Consider the following 21636-nt stretch of genomic DNA (forward strand, 5'->3'; position numbering starts at 1 on the left):
AAGCTGGCCGCGATACGGATTGTCATGCCGTGTGCTCACGATAGGCTTGAACGGCAATCGTACAACCGACGTCCGGGTACTTACGGCCATGCGCCCACGGCATCCGACATTCGATAAGGATATTATGGGGTTCATTGATTTTCTGATCCGCCTGCTCAAGGATCCGCGTGGCGCCATCGCCGGCTGGATTGCTATGGGTATCGCGCCCACGCTGGGGTTCATTTTCCTGATTGTGTTCATTGAAACGGGTGTCGTGTTCTTCCCGTTCCTGCCGGGCGATTCGCTGCTGTTCGCCGCCGGATGCTTCGCCGCCGTCGACGCAACGACCGGTAAAGCCGCCCTGCCGTTGAATCTGCTGCTGCCGGTCGTATGGGCTGCGCCGATTATCGGCGACCAGTGCAACTATTTCATCGGACATTTCTTCGGCCGGCGCATCATCGATTCCGGCAAGGTCAAGGCGATGACGCCGGAACGTCTCGCCCGCACCGAAGGCATGATTGACAAGTGGGGCCCGCTCGCCGTGTTCCTCGGCCGGTTCTTCCCGTTCATCCGCACGTTCATGCCGTTTATTTCAGGTATCTCGGGCATGAAGTGGCGCCGGTTCACCCCGTTCTCCATCTTGGGCGGCCTGACTTGGTCGACCTTGTTCACGCTGCTCGGGTATTTCTTCGGCGGCATTCCGTTCGTGCAGAACAATTTCGAGTTGGTGATCGTCGCGATCCTGCTGATATCGCTGACTCCGACCTTTGTGGGCCTGATCAAGGCGCGGACCGGCAAGCAGCGTGGCCGCGGCTCAACTCCGGCGCAGCATGCCGCCGGAACGACCAAGACCATCGAGACGGGGATGCTGCCCAATGACCTGTCCGGCGCCGACCAGCTGAGTCCGACTGACATCGCCCGTGCGACCATCAAGGATGCCGGCGAACTGAGCGAGGCGACGCCACGCGGCTGATTGACCGGCGGCGTGTTGGATTGCACTTGGTGACATCTTGTACTAGACTTTGGTGAGTTGTCTCGATGAGCAATCACCAGACACGGGGCTGTAGCTCAGTTGGTAGAGCGCTTCGTTCGCATCGAAGAGGTCGTGGTTTCGATTACCATCAGCTCCACGAAAACCCTCCTGCATTCCACCGCAGGAGGGTTTTTCTTTATCAATCCGGCACGATCACGCCAAATCCTCCGACGCTGACTCGTCCCTCAGCATCGTCAGAACCCTCTGCCGACGCTGACAGCACCGTGAGCGTCGGCAGAAACAGAACCACAACCCTCCACCGACGCACACAACCCACTCAGCGGTTAAGGGATTATTGTATTGCGAAGGATATGGCGAGTAAGAATGAGTCGGCCAAGCGATACATGCTTCAGTTGGCGTTGTATCCGAATTTCCTACTTTGCAGGGCTTCTTTCCACCAAGATTCCCTTGCAATTATATACTCGTCGGGAACATCATCGGTGAAGGTTTCGAGGATGGTGTATTGGAAATTGTCTTGAATATACGAGAGCCCCTTTTCGTTTACTAGCTCCCGTAGGTTTTTGTTCGGATATTCGCCGTTTTCGACTTCGTTTTTATCGTAGCCGCTCTTTATGTAGGTTTCCCAGCGGCCCAGAATACCATTTGCTCCATATGCTGAGCCGACATAGAGCTTTCCGGTATTTTTATCTGTAATTAGATAAATGCCTTTGCGACAGCGTAAGGCTGTGCGCCATTCTGAGGATTCAAGTTTTTTCTTTAATTCGCGGTAACTTACGGATACGTTCTTGTATCCAGGGAAGGTTTTATCGTTCAGGGTCTTGTCTGAGTTCCAGACTTCGATAACTTCAAGATCATCGATGATACCCTTCGCTAAACGAATGCCATTCTGAGAGTTCTTATGATATCTTACAACCAATCTGAAGTTGTACTTCTTGGTCAAATACTCAGCTGTCGCTGGTTGAGCCAGGCCATTATCTTTTATGACTTTGACAATTCCGGTCATTAGCCAATAATCGTCGCGGATTCGAATGAAGCCTATTGCGATAACTCCATCTGTGAAATTCCTTTTTTCGTTGTTATATACAAGATCGGTAAGGTTAATCTTATCTTGTTTGGATGGATCTTCGGCGTCGGCGTTCGGGTTGAAATTAATACCACTATTGGGCACCATGAAACGGATTTTTGTTCTGTCAATTTCTTCCCTCGTTAATTGGAGCAGATCATTTAATCTGATAATTTCCATGTTAATCACTCCTTTGTAACTCTGTCGCCATTTAATACTTGGTATCAATGCAGGCGTACATGAGCAATGACACCGCGGAGAAGCGTTCTCCTAATAATTCATATATTTTATATCATTCTACTTTTCGGACACTCCCAGCTCTTGCAGATACAGACATTATTGTCATGTAAGATACGTCCGACAGTGTCGGCGCTCACTCCAAGCGCTTCCCCTATTCCCTGCGGTTTATACCATTCTGAGTACATCTGCATAATCATCTCGGCGAGGACTTTCTTCTTGGCGTATTGGTTCGTGACTTCAATTCCGTTGTCTTTTAAAACTCTGCGAATAGTCGCTCTATGGCAGCCAAATTCCCATGCTAACTCGTAGGTAGATTTGCCCTGCTGATATTTCACGATGATTGTTCGAGTTTCCGCCTCTGAGAGAGTTTTTGATGCTGAGCAATAGATTTTGCGATAGAATTGTGATCGTAGGATAAATCTGTGATGGATGAATTTATGTCATTATTTACATGGATAGTATGATGTTCTTTAATGCATTTTGCAACTATTAGATATTTTTCAAGTAGGTTTGCGATAGCTCCACGAAAAATCCTCCTGCATTCCACCACAGGAGGGTTTTTCTTTACCTTGTGAGTCGATAGCGGGGTTCTGAGGGCAACCGTCGCAGTTATGGGTTATCAGGGGTATCGCCGAGATGCGCACACGATGGCTGCCCAATAGGGGCCTAGGGATTATCGGTCAACGCGGATGCCCGACGTTTCGGCAATGCGTGTGCCCGCTGCTACCCCTCCCGCAGACCGTCATCCTTCAAACTGACCTCTCCTATAAAACTGGTTACGCTGAACGCCCGGCCAGCGTCAACAGTCTGCACCACCACACAAACCAGCTACACGGAATGGCCAGTTAGCGTAAACATTTTGTGAGGGGAAGGCGTTGGCTCTTGGGAATTATCGATTGATGAATCGATTGACCGATTGATTGATCAACCAATCGTGGTAGTGGTATCAGTCATCACGGGCGAGCACATCGATATCACGCACGCCATCAATCTGCGCGATATCGCCGATGCAATCATGCAAATCGCTTTTCTTGCCCGCAAGCCGCAATTCGACCGCCGCACCCTGCCATGAAGCCCCATCGACATCGTGTGTGGAAACAACCTGCGTTTCAAACCCATGCCGGGCAGCAAGCAACAACGCCTGACGCAACGCGCCCTTGCCATCCTGATATGTCACGCGAATAACATAGTCGCGATCTCGTTTCAGCACCCACACCACGAAGGGGGCGATCGCCAGCACCACGACGAAATACAGTCCGGTAATCAGCAGCGCCAACGGGAACATGCCCGCCCCGCACGCCATGCCTACAGCGGCTGCGATCCATATCGCGCATGCGGTTGTCAATCCGCGGATTGTATCGTGGTTGAAGAAAATCACGCCTGCGCCAAGGAATCCAATACCCGTAACCACTTGCGCCGCAATACGTGAGGCGTCCCACGTGACCGAAGCCCCGACAATCGCCGGAACACCCTCAATCGACACCATGGTGAACAGGCAACTGCCCACACCGACCAGAATATGCGTGCGGATTCCCGCATCCTTGCGGCGGGCCTCACGCTCGAAGCCAATCAGCCCGCACAGCACCAACGCCGCCACCACGGCAACAATATCCATCCACGACAACGGCACCACACGCATACGAGCGCCTCCACACGATTCGACGAGACAACTGATTCCAAGCCTAGCGCGGATACACCGAGGGACACAGCACTCCAGAACCGCGATTTCACCGGTTCGGGCCACCGAACAGCACAGAGACGCTCACGGTTTCCGTTGGATTCCGTCCCGGATTTCATGCGCAATGCAATGCTGGCGATGCGACGCAATACGACGCAATACGACGCGATGAGATGCCGCCGAGAGCATGCCGTCAGCCGCAACGCAAGGATAGAGGGACAGCATCCTACCGCCGCGTGGCAGACGCTCCGTCCCCGGACTCCCCTGCCGCACGTTGCCTTACGAACTGATCGAACGTCTCGGCGGTGATTCCCTCGTAACCACGTATCGACGCGAATTGTGGCCCGTGGGACGTGTCGGCGCGCATGTAACCGGTCTGGGCGATCGTAGTCGCCCCGGAACCCGCCGCGGAACGCAGACCGCTCATCGAATCCTCGACGGCAACGCAATACGGCATCATATCCGGCTCGATGCCGAGCAACTTGCCTGCCGCAAGATATGGCTCGGGATCCGGCTTTTTCGCGACATCATCGTCCCCGCAGATATAGCCGACGAACACACCGTCCGGCGCTTGGTCGATCAGGTTCTGTGCAAGATTGCGTGGCGATGTCGTCACCAGCACTGATGGGATTCGCGCGGCAGCCAGCGAGCGCAGCACGTCCAGCACGCCTAGAATCCACGGCATGCGCAGATGTTCCTGTTGCGCGACATAATCGACCATGCCTTGGGAGATTTCCTCGACGGTCAGCGCCGTGCCGCGTTCGATCATCTGCCGGGCGACTTGGGGCACCGGGGTGCCGGAGCCTTGCCAGGCGAGGTCCTCGTCCCAATAGCCGCCGTGCGCTGCGGCGAGACGCAGCTCGGATTCATGCCAGTAGGGTTCTGAATCGATAAGCGTGCCGTCCATATCCCAGAACACTGCTTGCAACATATCTGCCTCGCTTGTGGAAAGTCATGCGGATGCGCGGCCGTCTGCGGGACAGCGCCCGGGCGGCCCACCGTCGTCATCTTCTCATAAGGCACGTAGAAGCTGGTTCGGTTAAGCTGTCAGGGCGCGCAGGAGCCATCGGCATGGCCAGCAGCCCCACAAAGCCTTGCAGACGCAATCCTTCTGGGAGAACTGGCGGATTTTCCCGATCCTCGCACAAACTCCCGCACAAAACCGAAACTTCATCACCCACCAGTCCATCTCAAGACCATCTCCCGGAACCATCTGGGACTTCTTCTCCTGCCCGCAAACGCCCTACATGCCCGATGCCCCTGCGCCCCCGCCCAGACACAACAAAAAACCGCACACCCGAATGGGTATGCGGTAGATGCACGATTAGACTGCCGGGACCACCACCGGCATTCGACGCGTCAGCGACATGCGGTTTCTCCCCACGGGCATGGATTACCGGTACCCCCAGATGACCATGGACCGCGATGTGGAGCGTTGCGCATCCGTCCCGCTTGACGGCAATGCACGGGTGTCCTCGTGAATATCGCGCCGCCACATACGGGCACGTCGTGAACGCTTCACTTGCATGATGCCACCATCCGCGTCAGCTGCGAAGATACTTGAATCTTCCGGTTCGCGCAACCGTTTGATCTGTCGGCGCAATTGACGGTTCTCTTCTTCAAGTTCCAAGATCCGCGCGACACCCGCCAGATTGATGCCCTCATCTTGGCTGAGCCGCTGCGCTTGGACCAGCCGATGGATATCGCGCAACGAATAGCGCCGGGCGCCGCCTTCTGTACGATCCGGCGTGACCAGACCCAGCCGGTCGTATTGTCTGAGCGTCTGCGGGTGGATGTCCGCTATCTGTGCAGCGCGTCCGACGGTGAACAGCGGCATGTCAATATCGAAACCCACATCATCAGCGCCATCGAGGTCGGCACGCCCTTCGACCAGCGCGATGGCGCACATCTCGTATAGGGCGCGCATCTGCGGTGTTATCCGGGTCATAATCACTCCTTTCCATCAATGGCGCTGATATGCTGCCGGCGCGGTTGATGCCCGTCAGCGTTCTTCGGCGAGTTGATCGACGAAATCGCCGGTCGCCGAGTCGAATTCTTTGGCCGCATGTTTGATGCCAAGCCCCGGCTTGGCGGGCACCTGAATCTGCACGCGTCCGACCAGATCGCCGTCACGTCCGGGCACGCCATGCCCGCCGATGCGAATCTCCGTACCGCTGGATGAGCCGGCAGGCACTTTGAAGGTCACCTCATTGCCGTCGATATCCGTCGCTTTGACTTTGGCGCCGCACACCGCTTGGCCGACGCTGACCGGCAGGTCCATGACGATGTCATGCCCGTGCAACGAGAACTTCGGGTCGGCTTTGACATGGACCGTAAGATACATGTCGCCCGGTTTGCCGCCATGCAATCCTGGCTTGCCTTTGCCGGGGATGCGGATTTTCTGTCCGTCCTCGACACCGGCCGGCACGTGGGTTTTGAACTGTTTGCCATCCACGCGCAACGACACCGTGGCGCCCTTGACCGCCTGGCGGAAGGTCAGGGAGATGTTCGATTTGCGGTCGGCGCCCTGCTGCGGTTCAGGCGCTTCCCGGTATTCGCTGCGGTAGCCGCCACCGAACGGGGTGCCTGAGCCGGCTCCTGCACCGCCGCCGAACATCGAGAAGATATCGTCCATATTCGGCTGGCCGCCGCCGGATGTCGAGAACCGGATATGCGTACCGCCGTTGCCGGCCCCGCCGCCGAACATCGAGCCGAAGATGTCGGAGAAGCCGGACGCGTCGAATCCGCCTTGTCCGGAACCGCCGGCGAATCTCGCGCCGCCCATGCCGAACTGTCGGATGGCGTCGTACTTTTGGCGCTGCTCCTTGTTGCTCAGTACGTCGTATGCTTCGGAGATGTCCTTAAATTTCTCTTCGGCCTCTTTGGTTTTGTTCAGATCAGGATGGTATTTGCGTGCCAGCTTGCGGTACGCTTTCGTGATATCGGCTTCGTTGGCGTCCTTGGAGACACCGAGGACTTTGTAGAAATCCTTGCTCAGCCATTCATTCTCAGCCATCTATGCCTCCAATCCTCATAGATTCTGCGGTACGGTTGTTCAGCGTTTCCGCTTTCTGTTTTGCCCCACGCGTGCGGTGGGTTGTGGTATATGTCGGGCCGCGCGGATCCGTTGAGCAGGATTCGCGCGGCCCGACTGAAGAGTATCCGGTCGCCGCCGCACCTGTTGAGGCGGCGTATGGCACCGTCTGCGTAGTGCTGTTGCGACCGGTGGCGACGGGAGTATGGTTCCCGCCGGTGTCAGTCAGTTCTGAGGCATGGACACGACCACGCGGGCGGCCCTTACGACACGGTCACCGATGCGGTATCCTGCTTCCACGACGGTGTCAACTGTCTCTTTCTTGGCTTCGGGGTCCGGCTTTTGCAGGACCGCTTCATGCTTGGTCGGGTCGAAATCCTCGCCTTTCTCGCCGAATTTCTCGACGCCGAATTTGGCGAAGGTCTTATCGATCTTGGTGGCGACCGCTTTGAACGAATCGTCCATCTGTCCGTGTTCACGAATGCGGTCGATGTCATCCAATGCGGGCAGCAGCGAGGTGAGCACGTCAACAATGCCGTATTGGCGGCTTTGTTCGCGTTCCTTGTTCATGCGATTGCGGTAGTTGATGAACTCCGCACGTTCGCGCTGCAACGCTTCCAAGTATTCGGCGGCTTCTTTCTTCGCCTGGCCCAGTGGGGTCAGGGAACCGTCCTTGTCATGCTCGGCGTCGTTCGCCTCGGGTGCGGCCTTGTCCTGCTGTTCACCGGCAGCAGGCTGGTCGGTCGTCGTCTTGGGCGATGCGGCGGCATCGGGCTGACTGGCTGCGCCTGTGGCAGGAGTCTGCTGGGTGTCGTTGTGCGATGCCTCGCCGGCCTTGTCGGATGTCTTCTCGCCGTCGAGCGAATCGACATCCGGCAGGTCCTTGAGGTAATCGTCCTTGTTGAAGTCGGACATTACTTGTTGTCCTTCTTGTCGTCGTCATCGTCCACGACTTCGGCGTCAACCACGTCGTCGTCGGAGGACGAAGCCTCGCCGGAAGCCTGGCCGGCGTCACCAGCGCCGGCTGCACCAGCGGCACCTTCAGCACCCTGCTGGGCATACAGCGCCTGACCGATCTTCTGCGCGGAGGTCATCAGCTCGCTCTGCGCGGTCTTGACCTTCTCGATGTCGTCACCCTTCAGGGCTTCCTTCAGGGCGTTGACTTTCTCGGTGACTTCCTTGACCACGTCATCGGACAGCTTGGCCTTGTTGTCGTTGACAAGCTTCTCGGTGGAGTAGGCGAAGGATTCGGCCTGATTGCGGGTCTCGGCTTCTTCCTTGCGCTTCTTGTCCTCGGCCTCGTGTGCTTGAGCTTCCTTGACCATGCGGTCGATTTCGTCCTTCGGCAGGGCGGAGCCGCCGGTGATGGTCATGGACTGCTCCTTGCCGGTGCCCTTGTCCTTGGCGGACACGTGCACGATGCCGTTGGCGTCGATATCGAAGGTGACCTCGATCTGCGGAACACCACGCGGAGCCGGAGCGATACCGGTCAGCTCGAAGGTGCCAAGCGGCTTGTTGTCGCGGGCGAATTCACGCTCGCCCTGATACACCTGGATGAGCACGCTCGGCTGGTTGTCCTCAGCCGTGGAGAAGATCTCGGAGCGCTTGGTCGGGATGGCGGTGTTGCGATCGATGAGCTTGGTCATGATGCCGCCCTTGGTCTCGATACCGAGGCTCAACGGGGTCACATCGATGAGCAGGACATCCTTGCGGTCGCCCTTGATGACGCCGGACTGGACGGCTGCGCCGACTGCGACGACCTCATCCGGGTTGACGGACTGGTTCGCTTCCTTGCCGCCGGTGAGCTCCTTGACGAGCTCCTTGACCGCCGGCATACGGGTGGAACCGCCGACGAGTACGACATGGTTGATGTCGCTCACGGAGATGCCCGCGTCGGACAGCACGTTGTTGAACGGCGTGCGGCAACGGTTGAGCAGGTCGGAGGTCATTTCCTCGAAGTGCGCACGGGTGAGCGTCTCGTCGAGGTGGACCGGGGTGCCGTCAGGCGTCATGGCCAGGTACTGCATGGAAATCTGCGTGCTGGTGGCGCTGGACAGTTCCTTCTTCGCCTGTTCCGCGGCTTCCTTCAACCGCTGCAGGGCGATCTTGTCCTTGCTCAGGTCGACGCCGTACTTGTTCTTGACTTCGCCGACGAGCCAATCGATGATCTTCTGATCCCAATCATCGCCGCCGAGGTGGTTATCACCGTTTGTGGCCTGCACCTGGATGGTGGAGAAGCCGTCGTCATCCTTGCCGATCTCCAGCAGGGAGACATCGAAGGTGCCGCCGCCGAGGTCGAAGACCAGGATGCGCTCGTCTTCCTTGCCCTTTTCAAGGCCGTATGCCAGTGCGGCTGCGGTCGGCTCGTTGATGATACGCAGCACGTTGAGGCCTGCGATCTTGCCGGCGTCCTTGGTGGCCTGGCGCTGGGCATCGTTGAAGTATGCCGGGCAGGTGATGACGGCGTCGGTGACGGGCTCGCCGAGCTTCTGTTCGGCGTCCCTCTTGAGCTTCATGAGGATCTGTGCGGAAATCTCCTGCGGGGTCCACTTCTTGCCGTCGATTTCGACCGACCAGTCAGTGCCCATGTGGCGCTTGACGGAGCTGATGGTGCGGTCAACATTGGTGACAGCCTGGCGCTTGGCGACTTCGCCGACCAGGATTTCACCGGACTTGCTGAAGGCCACCACCGACGGGGTGGTGCGTGCGCCTTCCGCGTTCTCGATAACGGTGGGCTCGCCGCCTTCCAGCGTTGCGATGCAGGAGTTTGTCGTACCCAGATCGATACCAACTGCGCGTCCCATATGTTCTCCTTTATTGATTGTTCTGTTGTCTACGTCTTCGCTCAATCGGCACCGTCCGAAGACCGTGCCGTTGGATGCTTCCAAACTTGAGCCTACATCACTCAACTTTGAGTTGTCCACTTTTATTCCCGGTTGTACGGAAATTTTTTCCCATGTCTATCCGAGGCCGGAATATGTCGCACGCGCACGGATTCGACGGGCACCATCACCCATGATTGCGATTCCGCGCCGGCAAGATACCCGCTTGATTTACACGGTACGGAAAGGATACTGTGCCCGGCCAACGCGCATGACGATCAAGGACACACCAAATCGTTGATATCCCCCGTCTTCCGCCGCCCGCCCGAATCCCGCCGGCATCCTTTCCATACCGTACGTTTCATCCCCAGAACTCCGTGGCGCGGAGCCACATCGGTCCATCCCCGCCGGCGCAACAACGCCGACCGCCCGCAAAACCGCGGATCAGCCGGCGCCGCACGCCCCGGAGGACATCACACACAAGAGATTTCAGGGATTCCACCGGATTGCTCACTGTTCCGGACATGCATTCGAGCCTGCCGCATCCATCGGGCCCGACCCCTCACGGGGCCAGCACGACCGATCAACCGCCCCGAATCGTTTTCCGGCGGCGCCACCGCTGACACCGCCGAAGAACTTACTTCCGAGCGAACAGACCGCGACGCCATGCGGCGAGCAGACCGCCCGCGACAGCAAGCGCGAGGGCGACCATCACCGTCCCGAGGATACGGGTACCGGTCTTGCCGAGCGCCCCGACCAAGGCGCCGGCAATACCGCCGTTTTCCGTGGCATCGCCCAGCCCAGCCTTGGCGGCGGTTTTCGGAGCGACTACGACGTTGCTGGCGCCGTTGCCGGTCAGCCCGAATTCAGTGGCGATTTTCGTGCCGGACTGCTTGCCGGTGACGGTCAGCGTGTAGGTCGAGCCGCTCGGGTTGAAGCCTTTGACACCGTTGAAGTCGATGGTTGTGGTGGCACCGGTGGCGACGCGCACACCTGAGACCGGGGTGTCATCGTTCGACGCGGCGAGTACGGCACCGGTTTCCGTATCCTGCAGCTGGTAGCCGAGTACGGCGTCTCCGTTGAATCCGGTGACTTGCGCCACACCGTCCTTGACGGAGACTTTGGCTCCCGAGGACAACGCGTTGATGTCTTCTGTCGAGCTGGCCAATCCGAGTGTTTTGGCGATGGTGAAGAAGTTGTCGGTCTGGTCGGTCAGACCATCAACGCGGGAGGCGCCGGGACCGGATGCCGCGATACGCAGCTGGGTGCCGGTGTGGCTCTGGGATCCGTTCTGCGATGAGGCCGTACCGTACATGACGTACATGGCGGTGCCGTCTTTCGCACGCAGCGGGGTGTTCAGCGCGTACATGGACGGCCAGGAGGCGAGCTGGCTGGTGTGGGCGTGATCCGCGGTCACGATGATCAGCGTGTTGGACAGGTCCACTTTCTTCAGCGCGGCGGAGATGGCCTTGTCCAGGTCGTCGGTCTCGCCGATCTGTCCACAAGCGTTCGCGTTGTGGTCTTGCTTGTCGATGGATGCGCCTTCGACTTGCAGGAAGTAACCGTTGTCCTTGCCGTTCTTGTTTGCGGACAACAGGTCGATCGCCTTGTTGGTCATGTCAGCGAGCGAAGCCCCTTTGTTGCCGAGCCAGTCCGGGTTCGCTGTGCAGGTTTGCAAGCTGGCGTTGCCGTCTTGCTGGTCTTTGAGCGCGATTTCCTGGGCGGTTTCGCCGTCGTAGGTTTTGGATTCGTTGTACTGGGTCGGCAGGTTGCCGGCGGCGAACAGGCCGAGCACCGGGGAGCTTTGGTCGGCTTCGCTCAGGGAGCCTAGCTGTGCGGGGTCTTCGACGTACTGGTAGCCGCGGGCCTTGGCTTGATCTTTGAGCGTCATGCCTTGGTATTCGCCGGCTTGCGCGGTCTGGTTGAAGTATTTGCTGCCCCCGCCGAAGGTTACGTCGGCACGGGTGTCGAGCAGCTGTTCGGAGATGGACCCGATGCCGCCGTTCTGCTTGAGCTGGGCGACGTCGCAGCGCTTGGCGGAATCGTCAGAGCTGCCGTCGGATTTGCCTTGAGGACCATAGCAGGAGCGTTGCGTGGAGTGTGATTCAAGCACTGCCGGGGTTGCGTCCTGGATTTCCGCGGTGGTCACGTTGCCGGTGGCCAGCCCTTTGGCTTTGGCCAGTTCGATGAGGTTCATCTGCGGGTTGAAGTTGTTGTCGACCGAGACCGCATTGTTGTAGGTTTTGGTGCCGGTGGCCCAGCCGGAACCCGACGCGGCGGAATCGGTGACCGCCGTGACTTGGTTCCTGCGGCCGGAACCGTCGCCAGTCGCGTAGGTTGTGTATTGGCCAGTACCGGTTTCCTTGGCGCTGGTGGCACCGGGCTGGCCGATTTTGTCAAGGCCTTCGAATGACCCGCCGGGACCGTACAGGTAGTCGCGGGCGATGGTGATTTCCGAGTCACCCATGCCGTCTCCGATGAAGAGGATGACGTTCTTCGCTTTGCCGGTCGCCGGCGTGTTGGCGATGCGCTGTGCGCCACCGTGCACGCTCAATGCGGAAACGTCCGGGGAATCTGCGGCGAAGGCGCCTGGCACCGCTGTAAGGCACAGCGCGCCGGCAAGAGCAGCGGAAAGGTCCGCGATGATACCGTGTCGGGATGGTTGCTTCACTTCATTTCCTTTCCTCGACGAAAACCTCGGCAGGCGCTCGCCAGTCCTCCTGCAACATACTGCTTACGTATTCGGTTTTCGTTCCGTTTGCACGCTATGACGCCAAAGCATCGGGTATCGTTCGCACAGTCGAAGCGCACCCCAATTCTTGGTGAATTCTCAGCGAATGGGCAGAGTCTCTCGGAAACAACACCATGGTGGCGCAAACATCATCATGGTTCTGACAACGTTTGCAAAAATGATGAAACAGTTGTACAATGTTCACCGCAAAGTCAGCGTCGAATGTTGCACAACGCAACGAGGCAAAGGGGCTGGAATGGCAAAGGCTAGTATTCGGGATGTCGCCAGAGTGGCGGGCGTATCCATCTCGACGGTATCGCGCGCCTTCACGCGTCCGGATCTGGTATCGCAGCGAACCCGAACCAAAGTGCTCGCCGCCGCCGACAAACTCGATTTCAACATCTCCCGTTCAGCCACCGCGCTGAAAACCGGCCAGGCGTACCGCGTCGCCCTGCTTATGAACGAAGAGATCACCAGCTGGTTCAATACGGAAGTATTCGCAGGACTCAACGATGTCCTGCATGACGCCGGTTACGACATCTCCCTGTTCCAGCACATCGACACCGCCGAAAACCGCAAGGAATTCTTCACCACGCTTCCCGTGCGCCGCAATGTCGACGCGGTATTCGTCAATTCCTTCAGCATCGACTCCTACGAGGTCGAACAGCTCAAGCGTGTCCACGTCCCCATTATCGGCATCAACACACCGTCAATCTCGAACTTCGACGCTTCGGTGAGCATCGACGACGAGGATGGCATGTTCATGGCCACCCAGCATCTGATCAACCTCGGGCATCATCACATCGTGTACACCTGCTCGCAAGCCGCGGACGGCATCGAGTCCAGCATCGACAACCGCGGGCGCGGGTTCATCAGGGCATGCAAAGCCGCCGAACACAACCACGACCTGCAATGGCAGGTGTTGTCCGTCCCGCGTGGCCGCGAATTCGCCGATTCCGCTTTGACTGCATTACTCGCCCTCGACCAGTTCCCGGATGCCATCTGCTGCCAGATGGATATGATGGCCATCCCTCTGGTGCTCAAACTCGAGCGGTACGGCCACACCACCCCACGTGACTATTCGATCATCGGCTTCGATGACAGCCCGTACGCCGACACCATCAATCTGACGACCATGCGCCAAAATCCGCGCGCCATGGGACGCAACGCCGCGCAGAAGGCATTGACGATCATCGCGCGCGAACCACTCGCCAACGCGCATGAAACCATTCAGCCGCAACTGGTGCTGCGTGGCTCAGACGCCGTATTCAACCGGGCCAACTAGTCTATTGGCCGGCTGCGAGCCCACTTGGCGTGCCGCCGGCGGACCATCGGCTACATCACCGGCAGCGCGCACACCAACAAGGTCAACGGATACAAGGCGTAGAACACCCATTTGACCCATGGACGGGTATACCCCAGTTCATCCTGGCGCGTGTGGAGCATCGCCACACCGACAGCCGGCATGATGAAGAACACTGCGCCCAGTACGCCGGCAGTCATCATCATGGTGTTCTCATGCGCATCCATCAGGTGGAAAATCAGCGCCATGCCAACCAGCAACAATCCCATATTGAGCATGCCTTGCCGCAACCCGATGTGAAGAATCAGCACCCACGCCAGTCCCGCAATGGTCACCAGAACCGACACGACCCACCGTGATACGCCTTGCAGATGCTCACGGGCCCAGTCGATCGTGGCAAGCACGATCAACGCCACTACCAGCGCGAAGACCGGGTTCTGCGAACCCATATCCCACACTTTTCCGGATGTCGCTATGTCGTAGGGCACTTCGGAAATCAGCGCAAGCACCAGCAGCCGGATCCCGTATTGCAACGCGTTATGCGTATGCCGGTAGCCTTGCACCAGCAGCCATGCGTACAGCGGTATGGCGGTCCAGGACGCGACTTCGCACACGACCAGAATGGTCATGGCCACCATGTTGTCTGAGCCGGCATGATAACCCAGCATTTGAGGAAGCACCGTGGTCCCGATTGTCGCCAGCAGCACGAACAGCCAGCCCACGATTTTGACGCGGAACTCGGTCATGCCTTTCCTGCGTGTTTTTCCGCTGTTGACCGCCTGAGCGTCGGCGAATTCACTTGACATGGCGTTCTCCATACCTGGCATGCACCCCTATTCCATTGACTGTGAAGCGTATGCCGGCGTGATGGCGACCGGTGGCTGCCCACCATGCCGGCGACTGCGTGCCATTATTCCATGACCGACTGGAAACAGGCTGCGCAACCTGGGTTTTCACTCGCTGAGCACAAACTTCGTCAGCGCGGCATAATCGGCACCTTCGAGCGAAAGCGCCGCCTGCGGGCAGACGGCAGGATCATCCTGCCGGGAAATCGCCGTGTGCAGGTACACGCCGTCGATCCCGGCGGAGGCGGCACCTTGGATATCGCATTGCACTTCGTTGCCGACCATCAGCGCATGGTCGGGCGTAGTCAGTTCACGTTCGAGCGCTCTGAGGAAGAACAGCGGTGACGGCTTGCGGATACCTTCCTCACTGGAAATAAGGATACGGTCGAGCACCTTGGTCAGGCCGCTTTTGACCAATTCGGGACGGGTATAGCATGCCTGTGCGTTGCTTACGAGCACGACGCGGCGACCGGATTGTTTCAGCGCATTGAGCATGTCCACCGCGCCTGGATACAAGCGGAACGTGCTGGTGCATGCCTGGCGGAACACCCACGCCGCGTTCGCCGCAAGACGCTCCGAAGCGACGGCGCCGCCCGCAGCATACAACCGCTGGAACACCGGCAGCACATCCGGTTCGATCCATTCGGGATGTTGGGCGCCTTTGCGCGCTTCCTGCACGTTGACGGCGTTCAGCTGGTCGAAACTCGCTTTCAGATGTGCGGCATCATCATAATGCGCGCCGGTCGCGTCGAGGAATTCCCACAATTCCTGCCACGGTTTCGTTGCCTGTTCATCGGTGTGGATGTCAATCAGCGTCCCATACAGGTCGAATAGCACCACCTCGTATCGCATAGCCACGTTGTATCCTCTCTTGTCGCTTGCATTGCCTGCATGTCGTGATTCACGGATTCACCGGGTTGGTTCACGCACCCACCCCTCGCTGCGGATGGGATCGATGTATGGTTCGCCAACCAGCTTCTTCACATTGTACGCACACATATGATGCTGCGGTGCGCTGTCGCCATGGAATCGGCGGCAACGCACCGCAGCACGCTCATACGCGCACGACGGCGAAGCTTTGCGGCCCCAATTCCACCGTATCGCCGTGGGCGCTGACCCGCCCCAGGCACAGCAACGTATCCGGATTCTTGGCAGTATTGCCCTGCACCGGCACGGTGATGGTTTCGCTTTCCAGACCTGGATTCATGGCGATGACCAGACGCTCACTGCCATCTTCGGCGATACGGGAGTATGCGAATGAACGGCCTTGCGCAGGCTGGGCCAGCACGGTCATCGGGGCTTTGGCCCGCAACGCCGGATGGTCGGCACGCAACGACAGCAGGCTGCGTACCCAAGCGAGCATCGAGTCCGGCCGCTGCTCCTGTTCGGCGACATTCGGCGCCTGCGGGTCGGGATCCACCGGCAGATACAGCGACTGCGGGTCGCCAGCCGAGAACCCCATGTTATTTGAGGTGTCCCACTGCATGGGTGTGCGGCTGCCGGTGCGTGCGTACCCGCCTTCTTTGGTGGGCAGATCGCGGTAGCGCATGCCGATTTCGTCACCGTAATAGATGAATGGCACACCCGGCATGGTCAGGAACATGCCGAATGCCACTTGCTGTTCGCGCGTGGTCAGACGCGGGGCGAGACGCGGCGTGTCATGGTTGCAGGTGATGAAGCAGAAATACCCCTTGCCGCGGATCGCCTGATACTGCGGAATGTATTGGCTGAGGAACTCCTGGACGCTTCCGCCGCCGCTGGCGCTGAAATAACTGCGGTCGCCGGCGGTATCGAGCGCATTGTCCGTATTTCGGGCCAGCAGGTTGTATCCGTTGGGTTTGCCGTCAAAACGCCAATCAAGATAAAAGTCCATGTCGAAGCCGGCTTCCAGTGCCTGCGCGGGGACACCCCATTCGGAAACGAATGCCGCCTGTGGGAATTCGGCTTTGATGGTGCCGAGCATCTCCTGCCATGCCTTGATGGTTTCGGGCTTGTCGTCCCCGTCGTTCTTGACCAGGGAGTTCGCCATATCCACGCGGAAGCCGTCGCAGCCGAGCGCAAGCCAGAAACGCATGATATCCACCATCGCGTCGCGGGTGGCTTTCGCCGCCGGCGAGTCCGGGGACATCTGCCACGGCCTGTCACGTTTGGCGAACCCGTAGTTGAGGGCGGGCTGGCACTTGAAGAAGTTCAGGATATAGGTCGCGTTCCGTTCGCTTTCACCGCCGATGAAAGGCATCGTATACCCTTCGAATGCGCTGTTGGTCCAGATGTAGCGATCCGAGTATTCGTTGCGTTGCGCACGCTGGCTTTCCTTGAACCACGCATGCTCCTCACTCGTGTGCCCCGGCACCAAGTCGAGCAGCACGTGGATGCCGCGCGCGTGCGCCTGATGGAACAGTTCGACCAGATCGTCATTGGTGCCGTACCGTGACGCGACTTTGCGGTAGTCGCGCACGTCATAGCCGGCGTCTTTGAATGGCGAATCGTAGCACGGGTTGATCCACAGGGCGTTGCAGCCCAGGGATGCGATGTAGTCGAGTTTGCCGGTGATGCCGGGGATATCCCCGATACCGTCGCCATTCGAATCACAGAAGCTCTGCGGGTAGATCTCATAGAACACCGCGGTATCAAGCCAAGCCGGCCGAGTGAATTGAGATGTCATGCTGTTGTCCTTTCTTATTTCCCGCCAGTCCCCGCCATGACCTGCATACCGCCGGACCGCCGCACGTGACGCGACGCTGTGCGCACGCACGGAATCGGGACAGGGTGTATAGGCGGGATGCGCCCTGTCCTGCTCGCCCGCGCGTATTGAGGTATCGCAGCAAACGCTAGCACAGATTATCCAGCCGACACCCGTGTTTTCCGGACGGACCGCCAACGTCACGTCAAACGTTGCAACCACGCCGCGCAGCAGCGCGATTTGCCGCGATTTTTCAACGAAAGACGGCAAAAAAGACACGCGCGAAGAGAAAATTTGCATCATTTTTTGCGAACGTATGCAAGTTCATGTATACTGTTGTGCGGTTCGGAGGTACGCACTAGATCCGCCCACTTCGGTGAGCGGGCGTGCACCTGGACGGGAACCCAACAGGGCGAACGGCAAAGGTGCTGACCGCTGCACCGAAAACACACTCGCTCCGCGAACAGCGGAGCGGCATTTTAGGAGGTCAAGGATGACAAACATGAAGAAGATCCTGAGTGTCACCGCCGCTGCGGCGATGCTGCTCGGAGTAAGCGCCTGCGGTTCCAACAATAACAATGGTGGCACCGCAGCAAAGGGCACCCAGTCCATCAAGCTGACCGTGTGGGGCCCGTCTGAGGATCAGGCCAAGTCTGATTCCTGGCTGCCGACCATGGAGAAGCAGTTCGCCAAGGCGCACCCGGAGTACAAGATCACGTGGAAGAACGCTGTGGTCTCCGAGGGTGATGCAGGCAAGACCGTGAAGCAGGATCCGTCCGCTGCGGCCGATGTCTACATGTTCGCGAACGACCAGCTCGGCACCCTGATCGACGCCCAGGCCATCGGCGAGGTTTCCGATGATGCCAAGGCACAGATCAAGAAGCAGGATGACGACGCCATCATCAAGTCCGTCACCGGCACCGATGGCAAGATCTACGGCGTTCCGTTCACCGGCAACACCTACTTCATGTACTACAACAAGTCCAAGTTCTCGAGCGACGACATCAAGTCCCTCGACACCATGCTCCAGAAGGGCAAGGTGTCTTACAACCTCGGTAACTCCTGGTACCTGCCGGCCTTCTACACCGGCGCTGGTATGACCCTGTTCGGCAAGGATGCCGCCACCGCCAAGGATGGCATCAAGATGGATTCCGCTGCCGCGACCGACGTCACCAAGTACCTGGTCGACCTGGTCAAGAACCCTAACTTCGTCGTGGACAACGACGAGGGCGCTGGCCTCGCTGCTCTGCAGAACGGCACCGTGGACGCCATCTTCTCCGGCACCTGGTCCGCGTCTGATGTGAAGAAGGCTCTCGGTGACAACTACGCTGCTGCTCAGCTGCCGTCCTTCACCACCTCCGGTGGCAGCACCTACCAGATGAAGGCCTTCTACGGCTCCAAGGCCGTCGGCTACAACCCGAACTCCAAGGTTCCGCAGGCCGCCGCTGAGTTCGCCACCTACCTCGGCTCCTCCGAGGCTCAGAAGGCCCACTACACGATGCGTCAGATCGTCCCGACCGACAAGTCCCTGGCTTCGACCTACAAGAACGATCCGGCCGCTGTCGCTCAGAACGACACCATCGCGAACACCTCCACCCTGCAGCCGACGATCGCCCAGATGGGCAACTTCTGGGATCCGTGCAAGAACTTCGGCACCGCTATCGTCAACGGCGATGTGAATTCCGGCAACGCCCAGGCCAAGGCTCAGGCGTGGCTCGACAGCTACAAGAACATCGCCAAGGACAGCTCCAAGTGAGCTGGCGCATAGCGTAAGCAAGTAGACAGTGCCTTCAGGCGCCCCGCCCCCGGATTCGCGGGGCGGGGCGCCTTGCACGTAACTATCATCAACCAATCGAAAGGTCGTCCGCATGACAACTGCGACAGCCGCGACGGGACATCGGGCGCGCAAACGTAAGCGCAGCAACGCCGATGGCGTTCAACCGTCACCATATAGCTTCTCTCTCGCGTGGAAGAACGGAGATGTCCTGACACGCCTCTCCTTGTGCATCTTCGGTCTCGGCGACCTTGCGCGTAAGCAGATCGTCAAGGGCCTGGCGTTCCTCGCCAGCGAAGTACTGCTCATCCTGTACTTGGTCGAAAAGGGCGGTACCTATCTGGGTAAGCTCCCCACGCTGGGCAGCGCCAAGCAGACCAAGGTCAAGGTCAACGGCTTCTGGGTCTACCAGGCTGGCGACAACTCCGTCGTCATCCTGCTGTACGGCGTCATGAGCGTCTTCGTCATCCTGCTGCTGATCTTGCTGGCCACGCTGTCACTGCGTAGCTCGTACAAGGCTCAGGTCGCAGTCCAAGAAGGACGCCGCCCGAACTCCATCGGGAAGGATCTGCACTCCCTGTTCGACCAGAACGCCCACGTCGGTCTCATGTTCCTGCCGACTCTCGGCATCGTCGTCTTCACCATCCTGCCGCTGGTGTTCATGATCTCCATGGCCTTCACCAGCTATGACCAGAACCATACCGTGCTGTTCGGCTGGGTCGGTCTGAAGAACTTCGGTACCGTGCTTGGCAACGGCGGCGGCGATGTGAACGCGAAGCTGTTCTTCTCCGTGCTCGCATGGACGCTCATCTGGGCGTTCTTCGCCACCTTCCTGAACTTCTTCCTCGGCATGTTCATGGCCATGATCATCGAACGCAAGACCGTCAAGGGCAAGGCCTTCTGGCGTGCATGCTTCTCGATGTCCATCGCCGTACCGCAGTTCGTGTCCCTGCTGGTCATGCACACCATGCTCCAGCGTGACGGCGCCATCAACCGCCTGCTGGAAAGCTGGGGCTGGATCAACGCCCCGCTGCCGTGGCTGTCCGACGCCAACTGGGCACGCGTCACGGTTATCGTGATCAACCTGTGGGTCGGTATCCCGTACACCATCATGCAGATCACCGGTATCCTCCAGAACGTGCCGACCGAACTGTACGAAGCCGCCGAAATCGATGGCGCCAACTGGTGGCAGCGTTTCACCAACGTCACCATGCCGTACATCTTCTTCGTGCTGACCCCGTACCTGATCACCACCTTCACGGGCAACGTGAACAACTTCAACGTGATCTACCTGCTCACAGGCGGCGAACCGACCCCGGTCGGCTCCTCGGCAGGCAAGACCGATCTGCTTATCACCTGGCTGTACAAGCTGACGGTCGATAAGAACAACTACAACCTGGGTGCGGTCATCGGTATCATGACGTTCATCGTCCTCGCCGTGGTCTCCCTGCTGACCTACCGCAACTCCGGTTCGTACAAGGATGAGGAGGGCTTCCGGTGAGTAATCCGAATACTGACACCAAGGTCACCAAGAGCAAAGGCAATTCGTACAACCGCCGTATCGCCGGCGATGTCGCAGCCTACATCTTCCTGACGGTTATGGCCATCATCTGGCTCATGCCGATTGTGTGGGTGGTGCTCGAAAGCTTTAACGCGAACACGCAGCCCTACCAGAGCACGTTCTTCCCGACGAAGTACACGTTCCACAACTATGTGCAGCTGTTCACGGAAACCGACGTGATGAACTTCCCGCGCATGTTCATGAACACGCTGGTCATCGCTATCTTCGTGTGCATCATTTCGCTGTTCTTCGTGCTGTCCGTGTCCTTCTGCATGTCCCGCCTGCGTTTCCGCGGGCGTAGGACCTTCATGAACATCGCCCTGATCCTGGGCATGTTCCCGTCCATCATGGCTGTCGTCGCGATCTACTTCATCCTCAAGGCCTTCGGTCTGACGGAGGGCGCGTTCGTGATCATCGCCCTGATCCTGGTCTACTCGGCAGGCTCAGGCGCCGGCTTCTACGTCATGAAGGGCTACATGGACACCATCCCAATGTCGCTTGATGAGGCTGCTTATCTGGACGGCTGCACCAAGTGGCAGGTGTTCACCAAGATCATCATCCCGATCTGCAAGCCTATGATCGTGTATCAGGCGATTATCGGCTTCCTGACCCCGTGGCTCGACTTCGTCATGGCGAAGGCCATCGCCCGTACTCAGGACAACTACACGGTTGCTCTGGGTCTGTGGCAGATGTTGCAGAAGGAATACATCAATCAGTGGTATGCCCGCTTCGCCGCTGGCGCAGTGTGCGTTTCCATCCCGATTGCGATTCTGTTCATCGTCATGCAGCGCTTCTATCAGGAGTCCATGTCGGGCGCAGTCAAGGGCTGAGTTCTGATCCTCTCCAACAAGGGCGGACCCGAGGCACGCCATGCTTTCGGGTCCGCCTTTTTGTGTCATCATCGTTTCCACGTTCACTATCGATCTTCC

The 21636-nt window shown here is 58.5% G+C and carries 16 protein-coding genes and 1 tRNA gene; 6 read left to right on the forward strand and 11 right to left on the reverse strand.

Features of this window, described 5'->3' with window-relative positions; translation table 11 throughout:
• The first annotated feature begins 124 nt into the window (after positions 1 to 124).
• Both BBOU_RS01280 and BBOU_RS01285 read left to right on the forward strand, forming a co-directional pair.
• A complete protein-coding gene (locus BBOU_RS01280) occupies positions 125 to 952 on the forward strand; it encodes a DedA family protein (protein ID WP_026503325.1) in 828 nt (275 codons plus the stop codon).
• 84 nt (positions 953 to 1036) lie between these two features.
• A tRNA-Ala gene (locus BBOU_RS01285) sits at positions 1037 to 1109 on the forward strand.
• A 252-nt stretch (positions 1110 to 1361) separates the two neighbouring features.
• On the opposite strand, the gene BBOU_RS01290 is transcribed toward BBOU_RS01285, so the two are convergent.
• The 8 genes from BBOU_RS01290 to phoA all read right to left on the reverse strand — a co-directional run bounded on the left by BBOU_RS01290 (position 1362) and on the right by phoA (position 12481).
• Positions 1362 to 2216, reverse strand: a complete 855-nt coding sequence (locus BBOU_RS01290; RefSeq protein WP_051616859.1) for a GIY-YIG nuclease family protein — start codon at positions 2214 to 2216, stop codon at positions 1362 to 1364.
• A gap of 1006 nt (positions 2217 to 3222) precedes the next feature.
• Entirely contained in the window at positions 3223 to 3915 is a 693-nt protein-coding gene (locus BBOU_RS01300) for an MgtC/SapB family protein (protein ID WP_026503322.1), read from the reverse strand.
• Positions 3916 to 4180: 265 nt separating this feature from the next.
• Positions 4181 to 4885 carry an HAD family hydrolase gene (locus BBOU_RS01305; protein WP_051616858.1) on the reverse strand — a complete coding sequence of 235 codons (705 nt, stop codon included), beginning with the start codon at positions 4883 to 4885 and terminating at the stop codon, positions 4181 to 4183.
• A gap of 462 nt (positions 4886 to 5347) precedes the next feature.
• Entirely contained in the window at positions 5348 to 5902 is a 555-nt protein-coding gene (locus BBOU_RS01310) for a heat shock protein transcriptional repressor HspR (protein WP_026503321.1), read from the reverse strand.
• A 54-nt stretch (positions 5903 to 5956) separates the two neighbouring features.
• Positions 5957 to 6970, reverse strand: a complete 1014-nt coding sequence (locus tag BBOU_RS01315; RefSeq protein WP_026503320.1) for a DnaJ C-terminal domain-containing protein — start codon at positions 6968 to 6970, stop codon at positions 5957 to 5959.
• Positions 6971 to 7213: 243 nt separating this feature from the next.
• Positions 7214 to 7903, reverse strand: a complete 690-nt coding sequence (gene grpE / locus BBOU_RS01320) for a nucleotide exchange factor GrpE (protein WP_026503319.1) — start codon at positions 7901 to 7903, stop codon at positions 7214 to 7216.
• Positions 7903 to 9792, reverse strand: a complete 1890-nt coding sequence (dnaK, locus tag BBOU_RS01325) for a molecular chaperone DnaK (RefSeq protein WP_026503318.1) — start codon at positions 9790 to 9792, stop codon at positions 7903 to 7905. The genes grpE and dnaK overlap by 1 nt, the downstream gene beginning before the upstream one ends.
• 655 nt (positions 9793 to 10447) lie before the next feature.
• Positions 10448 to 12481 carry an alkaline phosphatase gene (gene phoA, locus BBOU_RS01330; protein ID WP_051616857.1) on the reverse strand — a complete coding sequence of 678 codons (2034 nt, stop codon included), beginning with the start codon at positions 12479 to 12481 and terminating at the stop codon, positions 10448 to 10450.
• A 316-nt stretch (positions 12482 to 12797) separates the two neighbouring features.
• On the opposite strand from phoA, the gene BBOU_RS01335 reads away from it, so the two are divergent.
• Positions 12798 to 13826, forward strand: a complete 1029-nt coding sequence (locus tag BBOU_RS01335; protein ID WP_026503317.1) for a LacI family DNA-binding transcriptional regulator — start codon at positions 12798 to 12800, stop codon at positions 13824 to 13826.
• Between the two features lie 50 nt (positions 13827 to 13876).
• Here the strand turns inward: BBOU_RS01335 and BBOU_RS01340 are convergent, their stop codons facing one another.
• From BBOU_RS01340 to BBOU_RS01350, 3 genes are all read right to left on the reverse strand, one after another.
• Positions 13877 to 14650, reverse strand: coding sequence for a TraX family protein (locus tag BBOU_RS01340; protein ID WP_238551937.1), 774 nt, complete (start codon positions 14648 to 14650; stop codon positions 13877 to 13879).
• Between the two features lie 147 nt (positions 14651 to 14797).
• Positions 14798 to 15541 carry an HAD family hydrolase gene (locus BBOU_RS01345; RefSeq protein WP_033490573.1) on the reverse strand — a complete coding sequence of 248 codons (744 nt, stop codon included), beginning with the start codon at positions 15539 to 15541 and terminating at the stop codon, positions 14798 to 14800.
• Between the two features lie 202 nt (positions 15542 to 15743).
• The gene (locus tag BBOU_RS01350; RefSeq protein WP_026503314.1) at positions 15744 to 17354 is read right to left on the reverse strand and encodes an alpha-amylase family glycosyl hydrolase; all 1611 of its coding nucleotides are present in this window, start codon (positions 17352 to 17354) and stop codon (positions 15744 to 15746) included.
• A 511-nt stretch (positions 17355 to 17865) separates the two neighbouring features.
• Here BBOU_RS01350 and BBOU_RS01355 point away from each other — a divergent pair.
• From BBOU_RS01355 to BBOU_RS01365, 3 genes are all read left to right on the forward strand, one after another.
• Positions 17866 to 19128: an extracellular solute-binding protein gene (locus BBOU_RS01355; RefSeq protein WP_026503313.1), complete on the forward strand. Its 1263-nt coding sequence runs from the start codon at positions 17866 to 17868 to the stop codon at positions 19126 to 19128.
• Positions 19129 to 19240: 112 nt separating this feature from the next.
• Complete coding sequence (locus BBOU_RS01360; RefSeq protein ID WP_026503312.1) at positions 19241 to 20647, forward strand: carbohydrate ABC transporter permease; 1407 nt, start codon at positions 19241 to 19243, stop codon at positions 20645 to 20647.
• Positions 20644 to 21537 carry a sugar ABC transporter permease gene (locus BBOU_RS01365; protein ID WP_026503311.1) on the forward strand — a complete coding sequence of 298 codons (894 nt, stop codon included), beginning with the start codon at positions 20644 to 20646 and terminating at the stop codon, positions 21535 to 21537. The genes BBOU_RS01360 and BBOU_RS01365 overlap by 4 nt, the downstream gene beginning before the upstream one ends.
• Positions 21538 to 21636: the final 99 nt, after the last annotated feature.

Origin of the sequence: Bifidobacterium boum (assembly GCF_000741535.1) — a bacterium.
GTDB classification, from domain to species: Bacteria; Actinomycetota; Actinomycetes; order Actinomycetales; family Bifidobacteriaceae; genus Bifidobacterium; species Bifidobacterium boum.

What these genes read in the sequence shown, in the direction of transcription:
- dnaK (WP_026503318.1), bottom strand. Translation starts at nt 9,792, where the DNA reads ATGGGACGCGCAGTTGGTATCGATCTGGGTACGACAAACTCCTGCATC.
- BBOU_RS01290 (WP_051616859.1), bottom strand. Translation starts at nt 2,216, where the DNA reads ATGGAAATTATCAGATTAAATGATCTGCTCCAATTAACGAGGGAAGAA.
- BBOU_RS01300 (WP_026503322.1), bottom strand. Translation starts at nt 3,915, where the DNA reads ATGCGTGTGGTGCCGTTGTCGTGGATGGATATTGTTGCCGTGGTGGCG.
- BBOU_RS01345 (WP_033490573.1), bottom strand. Translation starts at nt 15,541, where the DNA reads ATGCGATACGAGGTGGTGCTATTCGACCTGTATGGGACGCTGATTGAC.
- BBOU_RS01360 (WP_026503312.1), top strand. Translation starts at nt 19,241, where the DNA reads ATGACAACTGCGACAGCCGCGACGGGACATCGGGCGCGCAAACGTAAG.
- BBOU_RS01305 (WP_051616858.1), bottom strand. Translation starts at nt 4,885, where the DNA reads ATGTTGCAAGCAGTGTTCTGGGATATGGACGGCACGCTTATCGATTCA.
- BBOU_RS01335 (WP_026503317.1), top strand. Translation starts at nt 12,798, where the DNA reads ATGGCAAAGGCTAGTATTCGGGATGTCGCCAGAGTGGCGGGCGTATCC.
- BBOU_RS01315 (WP_026503320.1), bottom strand. Translation starts at nt 6,970, where the DNA reads ATGGCTGAGAATGAATGGCTGAGCAAGGATTTCTACAAAGTCCTCGGT.
- BBOU_RS01280 (WP_026503325.1), top strand. Translation starts at nt 125, where the DNA reads ATGGGGTTCATTGATTTTCTGATCCGCCTGCTCAAGGATCCGCGTGGC.
- BBOU_RS01355 (WP_026503313.1), top strand. Translation starts at nt 17,866, where the DNA reads ATGACAAACATGAAGAAGATCCTGAGTGTCACCGCCGCTGCGGCGATG.
- grpE (WP_026503319.1), bottom strand. Translation starts at nt 7,903, where the DNA reads ATGTCCGACTTCAACAAGGACGATTACCTCAAGGACCTGCCGGATGTC.
- BBOU_RS01310 (WP_026503321.1), bottom strand. Translation starts at nt 5,902, where the DNA reads ATGACCCGGATAACACCGCAGATGCGCGCCCTATACGAGATGTGCGCC.
- BBOU_RS01340 (WP_238551937.1), bottom strand. Translation starts at nt 14,650, where the DNA reads ATGTCAAGTGAATTCGCCGACGCTCAGGCGGTCAACAGCGGAAAAACA.
- BBOU_RS01350 (WP_026503314.1), bottom strand. Translation starts at nt 17,354, where the DNA reads ATGACATCTCAATTCACTCGGCCGGCTTGGCTTGATACCGCGGTGTTC.